We start from the raw sequence: 16851 nt of genomic DNA, 5'->3' as shown, positions 1-16851 counted from the left end.
ACAGTGTCCTGCCTGAGCATGGTAACCCCCATGTGGCCGCAAATTGCTCCTGCATTAGCGGCATACCTTCCATCCATGGACATAACAAAATCGTCTGGAACAGATTTGGGCAGCGGTAGCTGCCTAAAGGGTGAGATGCAGGGATGCATCTCATCAAAGTAGGTCTGAAACCCAAGATAAACCCGAAAAGGGTGGCCTTTTTTATTATCTAGAGTTTAGATAATGTGACCTAATTGAACGGAGTGGTAAGTTGTTGCTCCTACAAAACCGACATAGGATGAACCTGAATGTTCAAGTGTCGCGCTAGCAGGATAGCGATAGCGACCATGATATCCATGTAAATAACTGCCGGGCTTTTATATAAAAAGAACCCGTCTCAAATGAGACGGGTTCTTTTTATATCTGATATGTCTTCAATCCATTAATGTATGAACTTAATGTTGTTAACATTAATGATTAACAGCATGGATCACCAGCTAAATATTTATTACTCACCAAAGGGTGACGTCGCATCCTGAGGTACTCGAATCGCAAAAATCTTGCGTACTGTTTGTTGCGTCATCCAGGTACCCTTAAAGCCGGCCTTAACCAGAAAACTGTCACCGGCAATATAGGTAACAGGATCGCCATTATCAGCCTTTAATGTGGCCTTACCTTCGAAAATATGTACCATTTCATCAGCATTATAGGTAACCCGATAAGTACCCGGTGTGGCTTCCCAAAAACCCGTTAATAACTTACCGTCTTCAGAGACATGTTCAAGCCAGGTGGTCATTGTTGGGGAACCTGCATAGGGTACCCAACCATCAAGATCTGACGTGATTGGTGTGACGCTGGGCGACGAGAAGCTTCCAAAAGTAATCGTTTTCCTCTCTGAACTCCGTGCATATAAGCAAAGACTCAAGTTTCGCAATTAACTGGTATCGGAATAAATCCACTTTAAGTGGTAATCACTAATGATAATGGACAATAGCCAGGACAATTATCGAGATCAGTGAAGTGTTCGGGTAATCCGGGTAAAAGTAGTTCTAAGTGCAGACAGATTGATAGTTATCTGTTGCAAAACGAGGTGTACACAAGGCGAGAAAAACAAGATCATCGCTGCTTATATTAGTAATTCTTTGACGGGTAAACGCCGGGATGATCACTACATCTCCCATTTGAACTGTTTGTGGGTCCAGATCACCGATCTCTACAACACCCTTACCTTCAAGAATTACATAGCGTTCAGTTGTTTCCTTTAACTGATGCCACTGGGTGGTAACTCCTGGTTCAACTCTGGCAAGAGCAATGGAAAGATCAGAATCCTCTGGGGTGTTGGATAGTTCATTGATATAACATCCCTCAACAAAAAAGTATTCATTACTGGTCTGAAATCGTTTGATTTGTGGTTTCATAAGTAAACTGGAATCCTAGTAAGTGGTTTGTATAGTCAGAAACTACAAAATACGTATTTGGCACCTTATATGCAGAAGTTTTCATGTCACCCTTTAAGGAGGTGTTCCATGAAAAAATTCATGCTGCTGTTTTTTCTATCTTTCGCTGTTCAAGCAAATGATTCAACATCTTGGAACCGTATAATTCTATCTGGCGGTTCACACATTATGATTGGTTTTGTCCCACCGGATTTAATCCAAGCGGAGACGCTTAATATCTTTATTGAGGGTGATGGAGAGCCTGGTATTGCCTTAAAACTAGCCCAAGAATCAGCGGGGCACAGCGTTTATATAGGGCGTCCTTGTCAATATTTGAAAGCCACAAGATTTAATTCTTGCAATCGCGAACTATGGACATCGCATCGCTATTCACAGGCCGTTGTCGATTCGATGGACTTGGCTATTACTGAAATTAAACAACGTTATAAAGCTGAAAATATTCGTTTAGTAGGATATTCAGGTGGTGGTGCTATTGCTTCAATTATTGCATCAAAAAGGGGCGATGTTGCACTATTAGTGACCGTTGCAGGTAATCTTGATCATCGGTGGTGGACGGATTTTAATGCATCAGATCCCTTATATGGATCATTAAACCCGGTTGACTTCAGTGCGGCATTGGAAGCGGTACCGCAAGTGCATTTAATAGGTGATCATGATTTTGTGGTACCTGGTTCAGTCTTAATGTCTTATTTGTCGAAATTTAAAAGCCGTGAAAAAGTGAAAAGTTATTTAGTCGGTGGGGCTGATCATACATGCTGTTGGTCTATGGCAGTTGCAGCAGTTCTTCACCAGTAATTCAAATGGCTGGCTAGCCGAGGCTAGCCAGCCACTCATCATCAGAGCCTTCGTTCATACCTTCAAACAGATAAGTTGATAAATATCGTTCGCCCGTGTCAGGTAGCATCGCTAGAATTACAGAGCCTGCAGGGGCTGTTTCAGCGACTTTCATCGCTGCAGCTACAGTGCCACCACAGGAGAGTCCACAGAAGATTCCTTCTTCACTGGCTAAGCGTAATGCCCAGTTTTTCGATTCTTCATCTGTCACTGGATATAACTCGTCATAGACATCACGATTTAAAACATCAGGAATAAAATCCGGCGTCCAGCCTTGAATTTTATGGGGATGCCAATCATCGCCAGCCAGCATTGAAGCAGCAGCAGGTTCTGTTGCAACTATTTTAGTATCTGGTCTGGCGAGTTTTATCATTTCACCAGCACCCGTCAATGTGCCGCCTGTGCCCCAGCCAGAAACCCAGTAATCGAGTTTTTTGCAGGCAAAATCACGAAGAATCTCTGGACCTGTTGTATTGCGATGAAAAGCAGGATTCGCTGGGTTTTCAAATTGTCGAGCGAGAAACCAGCCATGTTTTTCAGCGAGTTCTTCCGCTTTTTTTACCATTCCAGTGCCTCTTTCGGCTGCCGGTGTCAATATTACTTTGGCGCCCATGGCTCGCATTATTTTGCGTCGTTCAACCGAAAATGTTTCAACCATAGTGGCGACAAAAGGATAGCCTTTTGCTGCACAGACCATCGCTAATGCAATACCTGTATTACCTGAAGTGGCTTCAATAACTGTCTGACCTGGTTTTAATACGCCACGTTTTTCGGCGTCATCTATTACTGCAAATGCCAGTCGGTCTTTAACAGAAGCCATTGGATTAAAGGCCTCAACCTTAACATACATCTCAACATGGTCAGGAGCGATATTATTGAGTCTGACAATTGGGGTATTACCGATAGTGTCGAGGATACTGTTATAAATCATAAATACTCAGTCGGTTTGATGACGATAGTCAAAAGCTTACACTAAATCGCCTGTGTAAAAAATCCAAGAGAAAAATTATAAACTCGGAAATAAAAACAGCCGCGAGGCGGCTGTAATTTTTATAGCAATTTGATAACTCAATTGTCAGGAAACATTATTACTGACATGAATGTTCTGTTTGGTTGATTGTTTGGCTGGTTGTTTTGCATCAGGATTCGACGTCAGCTCTAGAGCCTTCAAAATATTTTGTCTGGTAATTGAACCGACAAGTCTGTTTTCTTTAATCACGGGCAAGCACTTGTAGGCTGTTTGTAAAAACTTCTGAGCGACTTCAATAATTGAAGCCTCATAATCAATTGTTTCTACTTTGTTATGCATATACTCTTCGACACGGCCGGCTGCTTCACCCTGATAAGCTGCATTTAGTGCAACTTGCATACAATCTTTTTCAGAAAGAAAGCCAATAAGGTTGCCTCGTTGGTCAATCACCGGGGCACCGGAAATTTTAAACTCAATCAGCTGATGAATTGCCCGTAAAACATCCATTTCAGGTGTGAAGGTGATTTTGGTGCCATTCATGTGATCTTTAACTTTGAGTGATGCAAGCATGAGTTTCTCCCTGACGCTGATTAGTTTTGTTGTTTTGCCCGCTTTCGGGCCTCACACTCTTGTTTTTCCTGTGTTGAACAGGCACCACCACAGCTTCCTGATAGTCCTACCTGGTTCAAACCGCCACAACTACCTTTGATTGCAGAACGGCCAAAGATCACCCCGATAGCCATGGCAAATACTGCAAGTAAAATAATCAAAAATGTGGCTAGGAAAGTATTCATTTTAGCCTCCAAAATCATCAAGCATAATGTTCTCAGGTTCTACACCTAAATCTTCGAGCATTTTGATGACGGCGGCGTTCATCATTGGTGGACCACACATGTAATATTCACAATCTTCAGGTGCCGGATGATCTTTAAGATAGTGTTCATAGATAACGTTATGAATGAAGCCTGTATAACCCGTCCAGTTATCTTCCGGTAAGGCGTCTGATAATGCGACATGCCAAGTAAAGTTATCATTTTCAGCTGCCAGCTCATCGAAATCTTCGGTATAAAACATTTCTCGAAGACTACGAGCGCCATACCAGAAGGTCATTTTACGTTTGGATTTCAAACGACGCAGTTGATCAAAAATATGCGAACGCATTGGTGCCATACCGGCACCACCACCAATAAAGACCATTTCCTTATCGGTATCCTTGGCAAAAAATTCGCCGAAAGGACCTGAAATCGTGACCTTATCGCCAGGTTTCAGATCAAAAATATACGAAGACATGATGCCCGGTGGAACATCATCTGCGTTTGGAGGCGGAGATGCTATACGAACATTCAGCATCACAATCCCTTTTTCTTCTGGGTAGTTCGCCATTGAATAAGCGCGTACGACATTTTCTTTCACAACTGATTTATAACGCCATAAATCAAAACGATCCCAATCAGGACGATATTCATCAGCAATCACAAAGTTTTTATATTCAACAGTGTGTGGTGGACATTCAATCTGTATAAAACCACCGGCACGGAAATTAACGCTTTCACCTTCCGGTAATTCAAGAATGAGTTCTTTAATAAAGGTTGCAACGTTATCGTTGGAACGAACCGTACATTCCCATTTTTTTACGCCAAATACTTCTTCAGGTACTTGAATCCGCATATTTTGTTTAACGGCAACTTGGCAAGATAAGCGGTCACCTTCAGCGGCTTCACGTTTGGTGATATGTGATTCTTCGGTGGGCAGAATCGAGCCACCACCTTCGAAGATTTTTACTTTGCACTGTGCACACGTACCACCACCACCGCAAGCTGAAGATACAAACAGGTTGGCATCGGCTAAAGCTCCTAAAAGCTTGCCACCAGCCTTGGTTTTAATCGTTTTTTCATCGTTGACGATAATTTCGATATCACCGGTCGCTACCAGTTTGGAGCGCGCGCTGATAATAACGAATACCAACGCCATGATGATCAGCGTGAATAAAACGATGCCTAAAATGATTTCCATTAGAGTTGAATCCCCGAAAATGCCATGAATCCTAACGCCATCAAGCCCGCAGTAATGAAGGTGATGCCAAGGCCTTGTAGGCCGTCAGGAACGTCGGAATATTTAAGTTTCTCTCTGATGCCTGCAATTGCAGTAATAGCCAGTGCCCAACCAAAGCCGCTACCTACACCGTAAACCGCACTTTCGGCAAGATTGTAATCACGTTCAACCATGAATAATGTGCCACCTAAAATGGCGCAGTTCACAGTGATTAAAGGCAAGAAAATACCTAAAGCGTTATAGAGAGCTGGCACGTATTTATCCATGGCCATTTCAATAATTTGCACCATGGCAGCAATTACGCCGATGTAGCTGATAAGCCCCAAGAAGCTTAAATCCACATCAGGTAAACCGGCCCAGGATAATGCACCTTCTTTAAGCAGATACTGATAAATCAGATTATTGGTTGGGACAGTAATTGCCTGAACCAGAATAACCGCTATGCCTAAGCCCAATGCCGTTTCAATTTTTTTCGACACTGCGAGGAAGGTACACATACCCAAAAAGAAGGCCAGCGCCAGATTCTCAACGAAAATTGAGCGGATAAACAGGCTGAGATAATGCTCCATTTACAAAACCTCCGTGCGATGTACTTGATGAATCTGATAATCGGGCGCCTCAACTTGACGAGGTTTCCAGGTACGAATAGCCCAAATCATTAGACCAATAATAAAAAACGCACTAGGAGGCAGCAGCATCAAGCCATTCGGCATATACCAACCACCCTCATTGGCAACTGGAATAATGGTTTGACCAAACAACTTACCGGCGCCCAGCAATTCACGGAAGAATGCCACAACAAGTAACACTACGCTGTAACCCAAGCCGTTACCTAAACCATCAAGAAAACTCATGCCAGGAGAGTTTTTCATCGCATACGCTTCTGCACGACCCAAAACAATACAGTTGGTGATTATCAAACCAACAAATACCGATAATTGTTTGCTGGCTTCATAAGCATAGGCTTTGAGGATCTGGTCAACGATGATTACCAGAGAGGCAATAACCGTCATTTGCACAATGATACGAATACTCGACGGAATGTGGTGTCGAATCATACTGATGATGGCACCAGAAAATGCGGCGACCGTCGTCAGTGCGATACACATTATCAAGGCAGCGGTCATATTGGTGGTAACTGCCAACGCTGAGCAGATACCAAGAACCTGTAATGTGATTGGGTTGTTATCGATTAACGGGTCGATAACATTTGTTTTTGCTTGGCTAGCCATCAGTTATTCCCCACCTCTGAACGCATGTTTTGCAAAAAAGGACCAAATCCATTTTCACCTAACCAGAAAACCATCATATTGGATACGCCCTGACTGGTCAGCGTGGCTCCAGATAGACCGTCGACTTTATATTCAGCTTGTGGAGTATTGTTGTCGACATAACCGCGTACAACTCTAAACTCCACATTGCCATTTTCATCAAATATTTTTTTACCTTCCCATTTGGCCAACCAGCGTGAATTTTCTATTTCACCACCTAAACCGGGTGTTTCAGCATGTTCGTAAAACCTTAAACCGCGAATGGTATTAAAGTCGTTTTCCAGAGACAGAAAACCATACATGGTCGACCACAATCCATATCCATGCACCGGAATGACGATCTGCTCGATCTCATCACCCTGGCGCAGAATATAAACGGGTGCATATTTAGCTCGACTACCAATTCCAGCAATATCTTCCCGGTTACTCAGACGAACACCTAAATCGGGAGAACCGGCAGCTTTACGCTGATCGAATGTTGCGGGGTTGATATCATTTTCTGCAAACTCGCCAGCAGCAATATCTACCAGTTTGACTTCAAATTTCTCAAAGGCGGTTTCCATGTCCATTCCGGGTTCATATTGGTCAGTCACCGCTAAAATATTTTGGCGTATATCATTCTGCTTATTCACAATCTGCTTGGATTTAAGTGCTACGGCAGCTGTTGACACCATTACCGAACACACTAAACAAAGCATTATTGCAATGAATATGGTTTTTGTCGGGTCATCATTGGGTCGCTGCATCAGCTGTCCCAAAAAACCTTTTTTCTGAGTAATTTCTGCCATAGTTAGCTTCTTTGTAGTCTTCGTTTAATGTTGGACTGAACGACAAAATAGTCGATAAGAGGTGCGAATATATTGGCAAACAAAATGGCTAACATAATGCCTTCTGGGAAAGCGGGATTGATTACCCTTATCAAAACGGTCATAAAACCTATCAATATGCCGTAGATCCAGCGCCCCTTATTCGTCATCGCTGCGGACACGGGATCTGTTGCCATAAAGACCATACCAAAGGCAAAACCACCCAGAGATAAATGCCAGTACCAGGGCAGACCAAACATTGGATTAGTTTCACTGCCTATCATGTTGAATAGCCAGGTAGTAGCAACCATACCGATAAACACCCCGAAAATAATTCGGAAAGAAGCGATTCGGGTATAAAGCAGGAACGCGGCACCTAATAGGATGGCCAGTGTTGAGGTTTCACCTAAAGAGCCAGGCATATGACCGATAAAGGTTTGTGACCAGGTATAACCCGCTTCGGTGATCGCATCCAAACCGCCTAAAGCTGCCAGAGCCAGAGGTGTTGCACCGGTGTAACCATCAATCGCTGTCCAGATTGCATCGCCGGACATTTGTGCAGGGTAGGCAAAGTACAAAAATGCCCGGCCAGTTAATGCGGGGTTCAAGAAGTTTTTGCCTGTACCGCCAAATACTTCTTTGCCAATGACGACACCAAAGATAATACCCAGAGCCACCTGCCATAATGGCGTTGAGGGTGGCAGTGTCAAGCTGTAGAGCATTGAAGTGACCAAAAAGCCTTCATTGACTTCATGGTTTCTCACTGCAGCAAAAATGACCTCAAAAGTGCCACCGGCAATCAATGTCGTCAGGTATATCGGCAAAAAGTATAAAAGCCCGTGGAACATGTTAGAGAACATGCTGTTGGGATCATAACCGATACCAAAACTGGTCAAGATCCAGCCACGCCAGCCTTCCAACGTCGACATACCCAATTGGGCCATGGCACTGTTAGCCTGATAGCCGGTATTCCATAACATCAGCATCAAAACCGGTAAGGTTGCGAGCACGACGTAACTCATTACCCGCTTAAGGTCGATACCATCTCGAACATGCGGAGAGCCACGAGTCACATCACCCGGGCTGTAAATGAACGTATCGATCATTTCATAGACGGCAAAATACTTCTCGTATGGTCCGCCTTTTTGGAATGACGGCTCTATCCTGTCAAGGAATCGTCTTAAACGCGCCATGGTTATCCTTCTTTTTCTATTTGTGTAAGATTGGCTCTAAGCGCTGGGCCATAATCATATTTGCCAGAGCAAACGTATGAACATAAGGCCAAGTCTTCTTCATCCAACTCAAGACACCCCAGGGCTTGAGCAGAATCTGTATCTCTGACCAATAAAGCTCTCAGCAGTTGCGTTGGTAAAATGTCCAGAGGCATAACGGTTTCAAATACACCTACTGGCACCATGGCGCGTGGACTACCATTCTGAGACGTGGTCAACGGTAAGTCTTTTTTACCCAGCAGCTTGCTAAAGAAAACATTCAAAGCAGAATATTTATTAGCACCGCCCGGACGAATCCAGCCTAATATTTCACGGTGAGTGCCTTCTTCGAGCACTGAAATTTGGTTGTGAAAACGGCCAACAAAGGCTGCCCAATTATTAGCGGTATGGCCATTAAAAACTGAGCCGGAAATAACGCGTGAACGGATATTTTGTAATTCACCACGGACTAAATCTTCTGTGTTCGCGCCAAGGCGGGTACGAATTAATCGTGGTGAATTCACCATCGGACCGGCCAGTGAGACGATTCGCTCAACCCAGAGGTGGCCAGTGGTGAACAGTTTGCCAATGGCAATAACATCTTGATAACCAATATGCCAAACCATTTTTTTGACACTGACTGGTTCGATGAAATGGATATGTGTACCAACCAATCCCGCAGGATGTGGGCCGGAGAAGGTTGGAGTTTCTAGATTCTGAATATCAGGAGTGGGTAATGCTGCTTGTGGAGCTTGGCAGAGATACAGCTTGCCACTGGTTAAATGGCTGAGCACAGTCAGTCCATTTTTGAAATCTTCAGCATATTCATTAATGATCAGATTTGGGTCGGCAGCAAGGGGATTGGTATCAATAGCAGTAATAAAAATTGCTTTGGGTTCACTGTCCAGCTCAGGTGTTTTGCTATACGGACGTGTACGCAGCGCTGTCCATAGACCGGATTCGACCAGATTCTGCTGTACTTGCTCACGTTTTAGAGAGGGTAGTTCTTTCGCAGAATAATGCTGAAAAGTAACTTGTTCATCACCTTCGAGCTGAATCACGACTGATTGCAAAGCGCGTTTAGCACCACGATTGATGGAAGTAATCACGCCTGAACCAGGTGCTGTAAAAGTAACTCCAGGCGTTTTTTTATCGGTGAATAACGCTTCACCTAATTTAACCCGTTGTCCTTCTTCAACCAGCATGGTCGGCCTCATGCCGACAAATTCGTGACCCAACACAGCAACAGTTGTCACCGGATTAGCTTGGCTAATTTTTTGCTCCGGGGCACCAGCAAGGGGCAATGTCAGCCCTTTCTTAATTGAGAAATGCATATCCCACCTAGTCAGAAGCAGTGCTTAAGCACTGTTGGCTTTCGAAATTTTCAACGCAGGAGTATAGCGGCTTTGCGGTACTTATGGGAAGCTTACCACGTTATTTGAATGGTTATTTAACAGCGGGCGTTTTAATTGTTTTGAGCCAGATAAAGCCAATTAAAAAAGCACTGCTCGCGGTTAAAGCTGCCAGTATGAATGTTATTTGAGGCCCAGGGGTGAGCCATAAATAACCACTCAAGAGACTCCCTGCCGCGCCTCCAGCACCAAAACTCATGCTGCTATACAACGCCTGGCCTCGTCCTTGGTTGCATCCGATAAAGTGGTGATGCACCCAGGCAATTGAAGCGGCATGATAGGCTCCGTAGCTTGCGGCATGTAATGATTGTGCGACAATTAAAATCAATATCTGATCAGCATAAAAGGCGATCAGCAACCATCTAAGCGCAGCCAATAATAAGCTCGCCAGCAATACCTTACGGATACCAAAACGTGGTAACCAGCGATGCATCACCAGGAATACCATTAACTCCGCGATGACGCCTAATGCCCATAACTGTCCAATAAGGGTTCGACTGTAGCCATGCTGCTCCAGATAAATGCTATAAAAAGTATAGTAGGGGCCATGGCTGACCAGCATTAAAAAACAGATGGCTAAAAAAGCGCGTACGGAAGGTTGTTTGAGCAAGGTTTTGATCGGAATATGATTCAAACTAAGGTGCCGACTGGCCGATTCGGGTACGCTCAAACTGATTAGCCAAATCCCGGAGATAGAGATCAGTAACGCATAAGGCACTATGCCCGCATCATACCGATCCAATAGCCAGCCTAGTATTACTACCACACAGATAAAACCAATTGAGCCCCATACACGGATTTTGCTGTAATGGTGACTATGCTCCCCCAGATGTTGCAGGGTAGTGACTTCAAATTGGGGTAGCGAAGCATTCCAGAAAAAACTGAACAGCACCATCACGCCTGCAATCCAGTAATAACTTTGTGAGATAAAAATGGCAGAGAAAGCCAAAATGCTGAGAAAACTTGCCAGTCGAACGATGCGCATTCGCTGACCACGATGATCGGCAATCCAACCCCAGACATTAGGTGCGATGATTCTGGTTGCCAACAAAATGGCGGTTAACTCACCAATTTGCCTGGCGCTGAAACCTTCCCATTGCAGGTAGAGGCCCCAATAGGGCACCAGAATTCCCAAGGTTGCAAAATAAAAAAGATAAAACCCTGACAGTCGCCAGTAGGGAAGACCGGAAAAAGGCACCAAGGATCAGATCAGGCTTGCGCCGGAATGATAGGAGTGTCGGTAGTTACATCCATATTCTGCGCGCGATGACGCAACACATGATCCATTAATACCAATGCCAGCATGGCTTCTGCAATAGGTGTGGCACGAATACCGACGCAGGGATCATGTCGACCGTGGGTTACGACTTCTATGGGTTCACCACGTGTATTGATACTTCTACCAGGGAGACGCAGGCTGGATGTGGGTTTAAGGGCCATACTCACCAGTAGGTCTTGTCCGCTGGAAATACCTCCTAAAGTGCCACCTGCGTGATTACTTAAAAAACCTTGCGGGGTCATTTCATCACGATGTTCTGTGCCTTTCTGAGTGACAGAGTCAAATCCGGCACCGATTTCCACACCTTTTACCGCATTAATGCTCATCATCGCATGGGCAATATCAGCATCCAGCCGGTCAAAAATCGGTTCTCCCAAACCTGGCGGAACATGACGGGCAATTACGTTAATACGTGCACCAATTGAATTACCTTCCTTGCGTAAGGCGTCCATATAGTCTTCCAACTGACTTTCAATGTTTGGATCCGGATTGAAAAACAGACTATTTTCGATATGGGTCCAATCCATTATTTCCGCTTTGATCGGGCCAAGTTGGCTCAGATAACCCAGTATTTCGATGCCATAACGTTGCTTGAGGAATTTTTTAGCAATCCCGCCTGCTGCGACACGCATGGCGGTTTCACGTGCAGATGAGCGACCACCACCACGATAGTCACGAAATCCGTATTTATGTTGATAGGCGTAATCGGCATGTGCTGGGCGAAACTGCTCTGCAATATTGCCGTAATCTTTTGAGCGTTGATCAACGTTTTCAATCAATAAACCAATCGGTGTGCCGGTGGTTTTACCTTCAAAAATGCCTGAGAGGATTTTGACCTGATCGGGTTCGCGACGCTGGGTTTCATGGCGGCTTTTGCCGGGACGTCGACGATCCAGATCGCCTTGCAGATCCGCTTCAGACAATTCCAGTCCTGGAGGACAGCCATCCACAATGCAGCCCAGCGCTGTGCCGTGACTTTCGCCAAAGGTGGTGACGGTAAAGAGTTTTCCAAAACTGTTGCCTGACATAATAAAATCCGAGTTAAACGATAAACAGAGTAGCAAATCCAAGGAAAGCCATAAATCCAACCACATCGGTGACAGTGGTTAATAACACGCTGCCGGATAAAGCCGGATCAATACCGATACGTTTTAATCCCAAAGGGATCGTGACGCCTGCGATGGCTGCAGCTGTCATATTAACAATAATGGCCGCACCGATCATAACGCCCAGTAAAAAATTACCAAACCAAAGGTAGGTCATAAAGGCGATAACAAAAGCCCAAATGACACCATTAGCCATCCCCACCAGAAATTCTTTACGTAATAACCAGCGTTGGTTTTTATCATTCAGTTGACCCAAAGCCATTGAGCGAATGACCAGTGTCAAAGTCTGACTGCCAGCAATACCGCCCATACTGGCAACTATTGGCATCAATACAGCTAATGCCACCAGTTTTTCGATCGTGGTATCAAACAGCCCAATAACTCCTGCCGCTAAAAAAGCGGTGATCAGATTAATTCCTAGCCAAACCGAGCGGCGATGGATACTTTTTTTGACAGGAGCAAAGGTATCTTCATCTTCACTTAAACCGGCCATGCTCAAAAAAGAGTGCTCGGCTTCATCACGGATAACGTCTACCACGTCATCGATAGTAATCCGACCTAGCAGGTGATTATCTTTATCGACGACTGGGGCGGAAAGCAGATCGTGTTTTTCAAATCGATGCGCAACATCGTGATCCGACATATTCGCCGGAATAGCTTCGACCTGATGCGACATCGCTTCACGAACGGTAAGAGATCGACTGCGGCTAACAACTTGGGACAATCGCAACGTGCCGAGATATTTATCCTGATGATCAACAACGTACAAGCTGTCAGTATTTTCCGGTAATTCACCGTACATTCGCAGATAACGTAAAACCACTTCAAGGGTTATGTCCGAACGCACCGTGACCACATCGGTGTTCATCAAACCACCGGCAGTATCTTCCTCAAAGGCCAGAATAGCTTCTACACGACGACGACGCTGCGAGTCCATGGCTCGCAACACTTCCTGCATCACGTGACCGGGTAGATCCTGCAGAATGTCAGCGACGTCATCGGTATCGAGATCTTCTGTCGCGCTTAATAAGTCAGCGGTATCCATGCCGGTCATCAGACCGGTACGAACATCTTCACGAATATAGGAAAGCACTTCACCGCGTAACTCGGGATTGATGATTGGCCAGCAAACCTGACGCTCTGCTGGTGGCAAAGATTCCAGTAAATGAGCTGTTTCAGCGGGATGTAAGCTGGCTAATAAGCGGCGCATTCTGACGAAGCGTCCACTTTTAAGCGCTTCGGAAAACGCATTCAGCGAGTGATTGAGACTGCGATGTCGGTCCAGCTCAGACATATCCGGCTCCAGAGGGCGTCGGTACTTGAAGGGGGGGTGATTTTCAGGCTGTATTTTAGCCTGCTTGTCTGGTAGTGGATAGCTTTAAATTATTAGGATCCGTTTATCTGTCCGGATTAAAAACCCGAAAGATAAACAAATCTTAATGATGATTGGTGCGTTGATCTGCTCAAGCAACATATCGGCTTCCAACGCATCAGAAACTTCCATGATGCTGAGTGTATTTGCCGGTAGTAAACTTAGATCGGTTTCGTTGATGATCTGTTTGATTTCCAGCAAGGCATTTGGATGCATACTGAAATGTTCCAGTCCCATCGCCAGCAATAAACGCGTATAGCGAGGATCACCCGCCATTTCACCGCACATGGATACCGGCACATTAAATTTTCTGCCCGCTTCAAGCGTCATATGAATTAAGCGTAAAACGGCTGGATGCAACGGGTCATAAAGGTAGTTGACCGTGTCATCAATACGGTCAATTGCCAGAGTGTATTGAATCAAATCGTTGGTACCGATAGACAGAAAATCAACGTGACGAGCGAACATCTCAGCACAAACGGCGCTGGCAGGGATTTCAATCATCGCGCCGATTTCTACCTGCCGATCATATTCCATGCCTTCTTTGTCCAGTTCGAGTTTACATTGCTCCAGTAAATTTCGCGCCTGCAATAATTCATGCATGGTGGAGATCATTGGGAACATGATTTTAATTTTGCCGTAGGCCGATGCACGTAAAATCGCCCTTAACTGTGTACGGAACATAGCGGGTTGTGTCAGGCATAATCGAATAGCCCTCAAGCCCAAAGCCGGATTGGTAACTACTGTTTGGGTGAGGTGGCGGCCGCCATCAACGGTTTTGTCTGCACCTAAGTCAAAGGTGCGAATGGTCACCGGTTGGTTATTCATGCCCTCAACAACATCGCGATAAGCCGCGAGCTGCTCTTCCTCTTCTGGTGGAGCCAGCCGGTTCATGTAGAGAAATTCAGTTCGATACAATCCAATACCTTGCGCGCCGGCATTACTGATGGTGGTAATGTCTTCAGGTAATTCGGCGTTTGCCAACAAGGTGATGGTTTTGCCATCACGGGTACGGGTAGGTTGGGATTTATAGCGGCTTAATGATGAAATGTGTTCATCGAAGGCAATACGCCGCTGTTGATATTCTTTGAGGGTACTTTCGTCAGCGCCGGCAATCATAATGCCGGCTTCACCATCGATGATTAGAGGCTCGTTATCCTGTACATAACGACGGACCGATTCCACACCGACTATCGCTGGAATGCCCAGGCTTCTCGCCAAAATGGTCGTATGTGATGTAGCACCACCATGTTCGGTGACAAAGGCAGCAATTCCTTGATGCTGCATCAACACAGTATCGGCTGGGGTCAGATCCTCAGCTATGATGATGTGGCCTTTTAGCCGTCCATCAGCAATTTCATGATCAGCCACTTCCTGATCGGCCAGAATTCGATGGATACGATTGACCACATGATCGACGTCATCACGACGGGTCCGCAGATAAGGATCGTCCATTTCATTGAAAACGTTGATCAGTGCATCACGTTGCAATTGTAATGCCCACTCAGCATTACAACGACGCTGGCGGATCATATCGACCGGTACTTTGGTCAATGATGAGTCATTGAGCATCAGAATATGTGTATCAATAAAGGATGTCACATCCGCCGGTGCATTTGCCGGGATATGATTGCGGATGGATTTAAGTTGTTGCTTGGCCTGTTCAATCGCATCCAGCAGGCGTTCAACTTCCTGCTCAATTGAAAATGCTGGAATCAGATATTCGCGAACATCTGGCTGATTGTGAAACAGTATATGGGCACGTCCGATAGCAATGCCTCGAGAAACACCAATTCCCTGGAGCTCGAGCGTCATTGACCTTCCCCAAAGAAATTAGCAATCAATTCGCCGATTGCTTGTAAGGCTGATTCTGCATCATCGCCTTCCGCAGTGACCTCTATCTCTGTTCCTTTAGCGGCTGCTAGCATCATCACACCCATAATGCTTTTGCCGTTTACCTGACGACTATCTCGCGAGACGTGAATATCTGCATTGAACTGAGAGGCCGTGGTAACAAATTTAGCTGCGGCACGGGCATGCAAACCCAAGCGGTTAATGATGGTAAATGTCTGTTCGTGTTTCATGGACGGTATCCTGAGTGGTGACAACGCACAATGCCTTCTTGACCACCGCTTACCGCTTTGTTTTCAAGCTCATCAAGAGTTAAAGTTGGATAGTTTAAAACACGGATTAACATGGGAAGATTGAGCCCTGAAACTATTCTTATGTCTTCGCGATCTGAGACCGCACAGGCGATATTACTCGGGGTTGAGCCAAACATATCGGTCAAAATTAAAATGCCATTGCCTTGATCCAGTCCAATTAATTCACCATCAAGCTGCTTGCGAATCGCATCAGGATTATCTTTTACCTCGATAGAGATAACTTTGGTAGGCAATGGACAGCAAGACAACATTTGTCTTGCCGTGTTAATCAGCTCGGTGCCGATATGGTTATGCGAAACGATTAAAATACCTACTGTCATTATGCTTCTCTTGGTCACCAGTAAAAGTCGGACTGGAAGGGCAGTTTACCGCCAATGAATGTAATGGATATCAGCGTTATAGGCAAATTCTATGCTGAAAAACGCAATTTCCCTAACTGCCAAAGTTGCAGGTTTTCAATACTGTTTGCCTGGCTTTCATACATAGTTAACCAACTATCAATGCGGTTTTTTAATGAAGCAGGGTTATTCACGACTAAGGACAGCATAACCAAGGGTTTACCTAGAATTTCTTTAGATAAATATGGGGTGCTAAGGCTAGCTGGTAATTGATTTTGTTGTGTGAGTTCTATACATAAATCAACGGATGAACTGGCTTGCCAACTATTTTGTTCACAGATCCTGCGGATATCCAGCAGACCCAACTCTCGGGTGTGCAACAAGCCTGTAAGACTTTCAGGGCAATGTGCGACAAGTTGGTCAGTTTCAATGGAAAAATCCACCACATCATCAGCAATCAGTATTGCCCCGTGATGAATTAATTCAAGTGCGAGACTGCTTTTACCAATTCCCGCTTCACCACAGATGAGTAAGCCTTTACCTCGATAATTGAGCATAACGCCATGATGACGCTCAATGGCTGTTGGCAAAGACATGGA

Annotated in this window: 19 protein-coding genes; 1 reads left to right on the top strand and 18 read right to left on the bottom strand. The window is 45.1% G+C overall.

Going from position 1 to position 16851, the window contains the following annotated elements; translation table 11 throughout:
• Window positions 1-487 precede the first annotated feature (487 nt).
• Both A9E74_RS09190 and A9E74_RS09185 read right to left on the bottom strand, forming a co-directional pair.
• The gene (locus A9E74_RS09190) at window positions 488-775 is read right to left on the bottom strand and encodes a cupin domain-containing protein (protein ID WP_245652131.1); all 288 of its coding nucleotides are present in this window, start codon (window positions 773-775) and stop codon (window positions 488-490) included.
• A gap of 253 nt (window positions 776-1028) precedes the next feature.
• Window positions 1029-1397: a cupin domain-containing protein gene (locus A9E74_RS09185; RefSeq protein ID WP_069296332.1), complete on the bottom strand. Its 369-nt coding sequence runs from the start codon at window positions 1395-1397 to the stop codon at window positions 1029-1031.
• Window positions 1398-1505: 108 nt separating this feature from the next.
• On the opposite strand from A9E74_RS09185, the gene A9E74_RS09180 reads away from it, so the two are divergent.
• The gene (locus A9E74_RS09180; protein ID WP_069296331.1) at window positions 1506-2231 is read left to right on the top strand and encodes an alpha/beta fold hydrolase; all 726 of its coding nucleotides are present in this window, start codon (window positions 1506-1508) and stop codon (window positions 2229-2231) included.
• A gap of 13 nt (window positions 2232-2244) precedes the next feature.
• On the opposite strand, the gene cysK is transcribed toward A9E74_RS09180, so the two are convergent.
• The 16 genes from cysK to A9E74_RS09100 form a co-directional block, all read right to left on the bottom strand.
• The gene (gene cysK / locus A9E74_RS09175) at window positions 2245-3201 is read right to left on the bottom strand and encodes a cysteine synthase A (RefSeq protein WP_069296330.1); all 957 of its coding nucleotides are present in this window, start codon (window positions 3199-3201) and stop codon (window positions 2245-2247) included.
• 144 nt (window positions 3202-3345) lie between these two features.
• On the bottom strand, window positions 3346-3810 hold the full coding sequence (locus tag A9E74_RS09170) for a CBS domain-containing protein (protein WP_069296329.1): 465 nt from the start codon (window positions 3808-3810) through the stop codon (window positions 3346-3348).
• 20 nt (window positions 3811-3830) lie between these two features.
• Window positions 3831-4034 carry a (Na+)-NQR maturation NqrM gene (gene nqrM, locus A9E74_RS09165; protein WP_069296328.1) on the bottom strand — a complete coding sequence of 68 codons (204 nt, stop codon included), beginning with the start codon at window positions 4032-4034 and terminating at the stop codon, window positions 3831-3833.
• Between the two features lies 1 nt (window position 4035).
• Window positions 4036-5253 (bottom strand): NADH:ubiquinone reductase (Na(+)-transporting) subunit F, encoded by a 1218-nt coding sequence (nqrF, locus tag A9E74_RS09160; protein WP_069296327.1) that lies wholly within the window; start codon window positions 5251-5253, stop codon window positions 4036-4038.
• Window positions 5253-5861, bottom strand: coding sequence for an NADH:ubiquinone reductase (Na(+)-transporting) subunit E (gene nqrE, locus A9E74_RS09155; protein WP_069296326.1), 609 nt, complete (start codon window positions 5859-5861; stop codon window positions 5253-5255). Before nqrE ends, nqrF begins: the two co-directional genes overlap by 1 nt.
• Entirely contained in the window at window positions 5862-6524 is a 663-nt protein-coding gene (locus tag A9E74_RS09150) for an NADH:ubiquinone reductase (Na(+)-transporting) subunit D (RefSeq protein WP_069296325.1), read from the bottom strand.
• A complete protein-coding gene (locus A9E74_RS09145; RefSeq protein ID WP_069296324.1) occupies window positions 6524-7351 on the bottom strand; it encodes a Na(+)-translocating NADH-quinone reductase subunit C in 828 nt (275 codons plus the stop codon). The genes A9E74_RS09150 and A9E74_RS09145 overlap by 1 nt, the downstream gene beginning before the upstream one ends.
• Before the next feature lie 2 nt (window positions 7352-7353).
• The gene (locus A9E74_RS09140; RefSeq protein ID WP_069296323.1) at window positions 7354-8562 is read right to left on the bottom strand and encodes an NADH:ubiquinone reductase (Na(+)-transporting) subunit B; all 1209 of its coding nucleotides are present in this window, start codon (window positions 8560-8562) and stop codon (window positions 7354-7356) included.
• A 2-nt stretch (window positions 8563-8564) separates the two neighbouring features.
• Window positions 8565-9914 carry a Na(+)-translocating NADH-quinone reductase subunit A gene (locus A9E74_RS09135; protein ID WP_069296322.1) on the bottom strand — a complete coding sequence of 450 codons (1350 nt, stop codon included), beginning with the start codon at window positions 9912-9914 and terminating at the stop codon, window positions 8565-8567.
• Between the two features lie 112 nt (window positions 9915-10026).
• Window positions 10027-11190: an MFS transporter gene (locus A9E74_RS09130; RefSeq protein WP_069296321.1), complete on the bottom strand. Its 1164-nt coding sequence runs from the start codon at window positions 11188-11190 to the stop codon at window positions 10027-10029.
• 11 nt (window positions 11191-11201) lie between these two features.
• Complete coding sequence (aroC, locus tag A9E74_RS09125) at window positions 11202-12299, bottom strand: chorismate synthase (protein WP_069296320.1); 1098 nt, start codon at window positions 12297-12299, stop codon at window positions 11202-11204.
• 13 nt (window positions 12300-12312) lie between these two features.
• The gene (gene mgtE, locus A9E74_RS09120; RefSeq protein ID WP_069296319.1) at window positions 12313-13671 is read right to left on the bottom strand and encodes a magnesium transporter; all 1359 of its coding nucleotides are present in this window, start codon (window positions 13669-13671) and stop codon (window positions 12313-12315) included.
• Between the two features lie 84 nt (window positions 13672-13755).
• Window positions 13756-15564 (bottom strand): phosphoenolpyruvate--protein phosphotransferase, encoded by a 1809-nt coding sequence (ptsP, locus tag A9E74_RS09115; RefSeq protein ID WP_245652130.1) that lies wholly within the window; start codon window positions 15562-15564, stop codon window positions 13756-13758.
• Window positions 15561-15833: an HPr family phosphocarrier protein gene (locus A9E74_RS09110; RefSeq protein ID WP_069296318.1), complete on the bottom strand. Its 273-nt coding sequence runs from the start codon at window positions 15831-15833 to the stop codon at window positions 15561-15563. Before A9E74_RS09110 ends, ptsP begins: the two co-directional genes overlap by 4 nt.
• A complete protein-coding gene (locus A9E74_RS09105) occupies window positions 15830-16234 on the bottom strand; it encodes a PTS sugar transporter subunit IIA (RefSeq protein WP_069296317.1) in 405 nt (134 codons plus the stop codon). The genes A9E74_RS09110 and A9E74_RS09105 overlap by 4 nt, the downstream gene beginning before the upstream one ends.
• 89 nt (window positions 16235-16323) lie before the next feature.
• On the bottom strand, window positions 16324-16848 hold the full coding sequence (locus A9E74_RS09100; protein ID WP_069296316.1) for an HPr kinase/phosphorylase: 525 nt from the start codon (window positions 16846-16848) through the stop codon (window positions 16324-16326).
• Window positions 16849-16851 lie beyond the last annotated feature (3 nt).

Origin of the sequence: Methylophaga muralis (genome assembly GCF_001720165.1) — a bacterium.
In the GTDB taxonomy this organism is placed as follows: Bacteria; Pseudomonadota; Gammaproteobacteria; order Nitrosococcales; family Methylophagaceae; genus Methylophaga; species Methylophaga muralis.
This window is presented reverse-complemented; position numbering and strand designations above follow the sequence as displayed.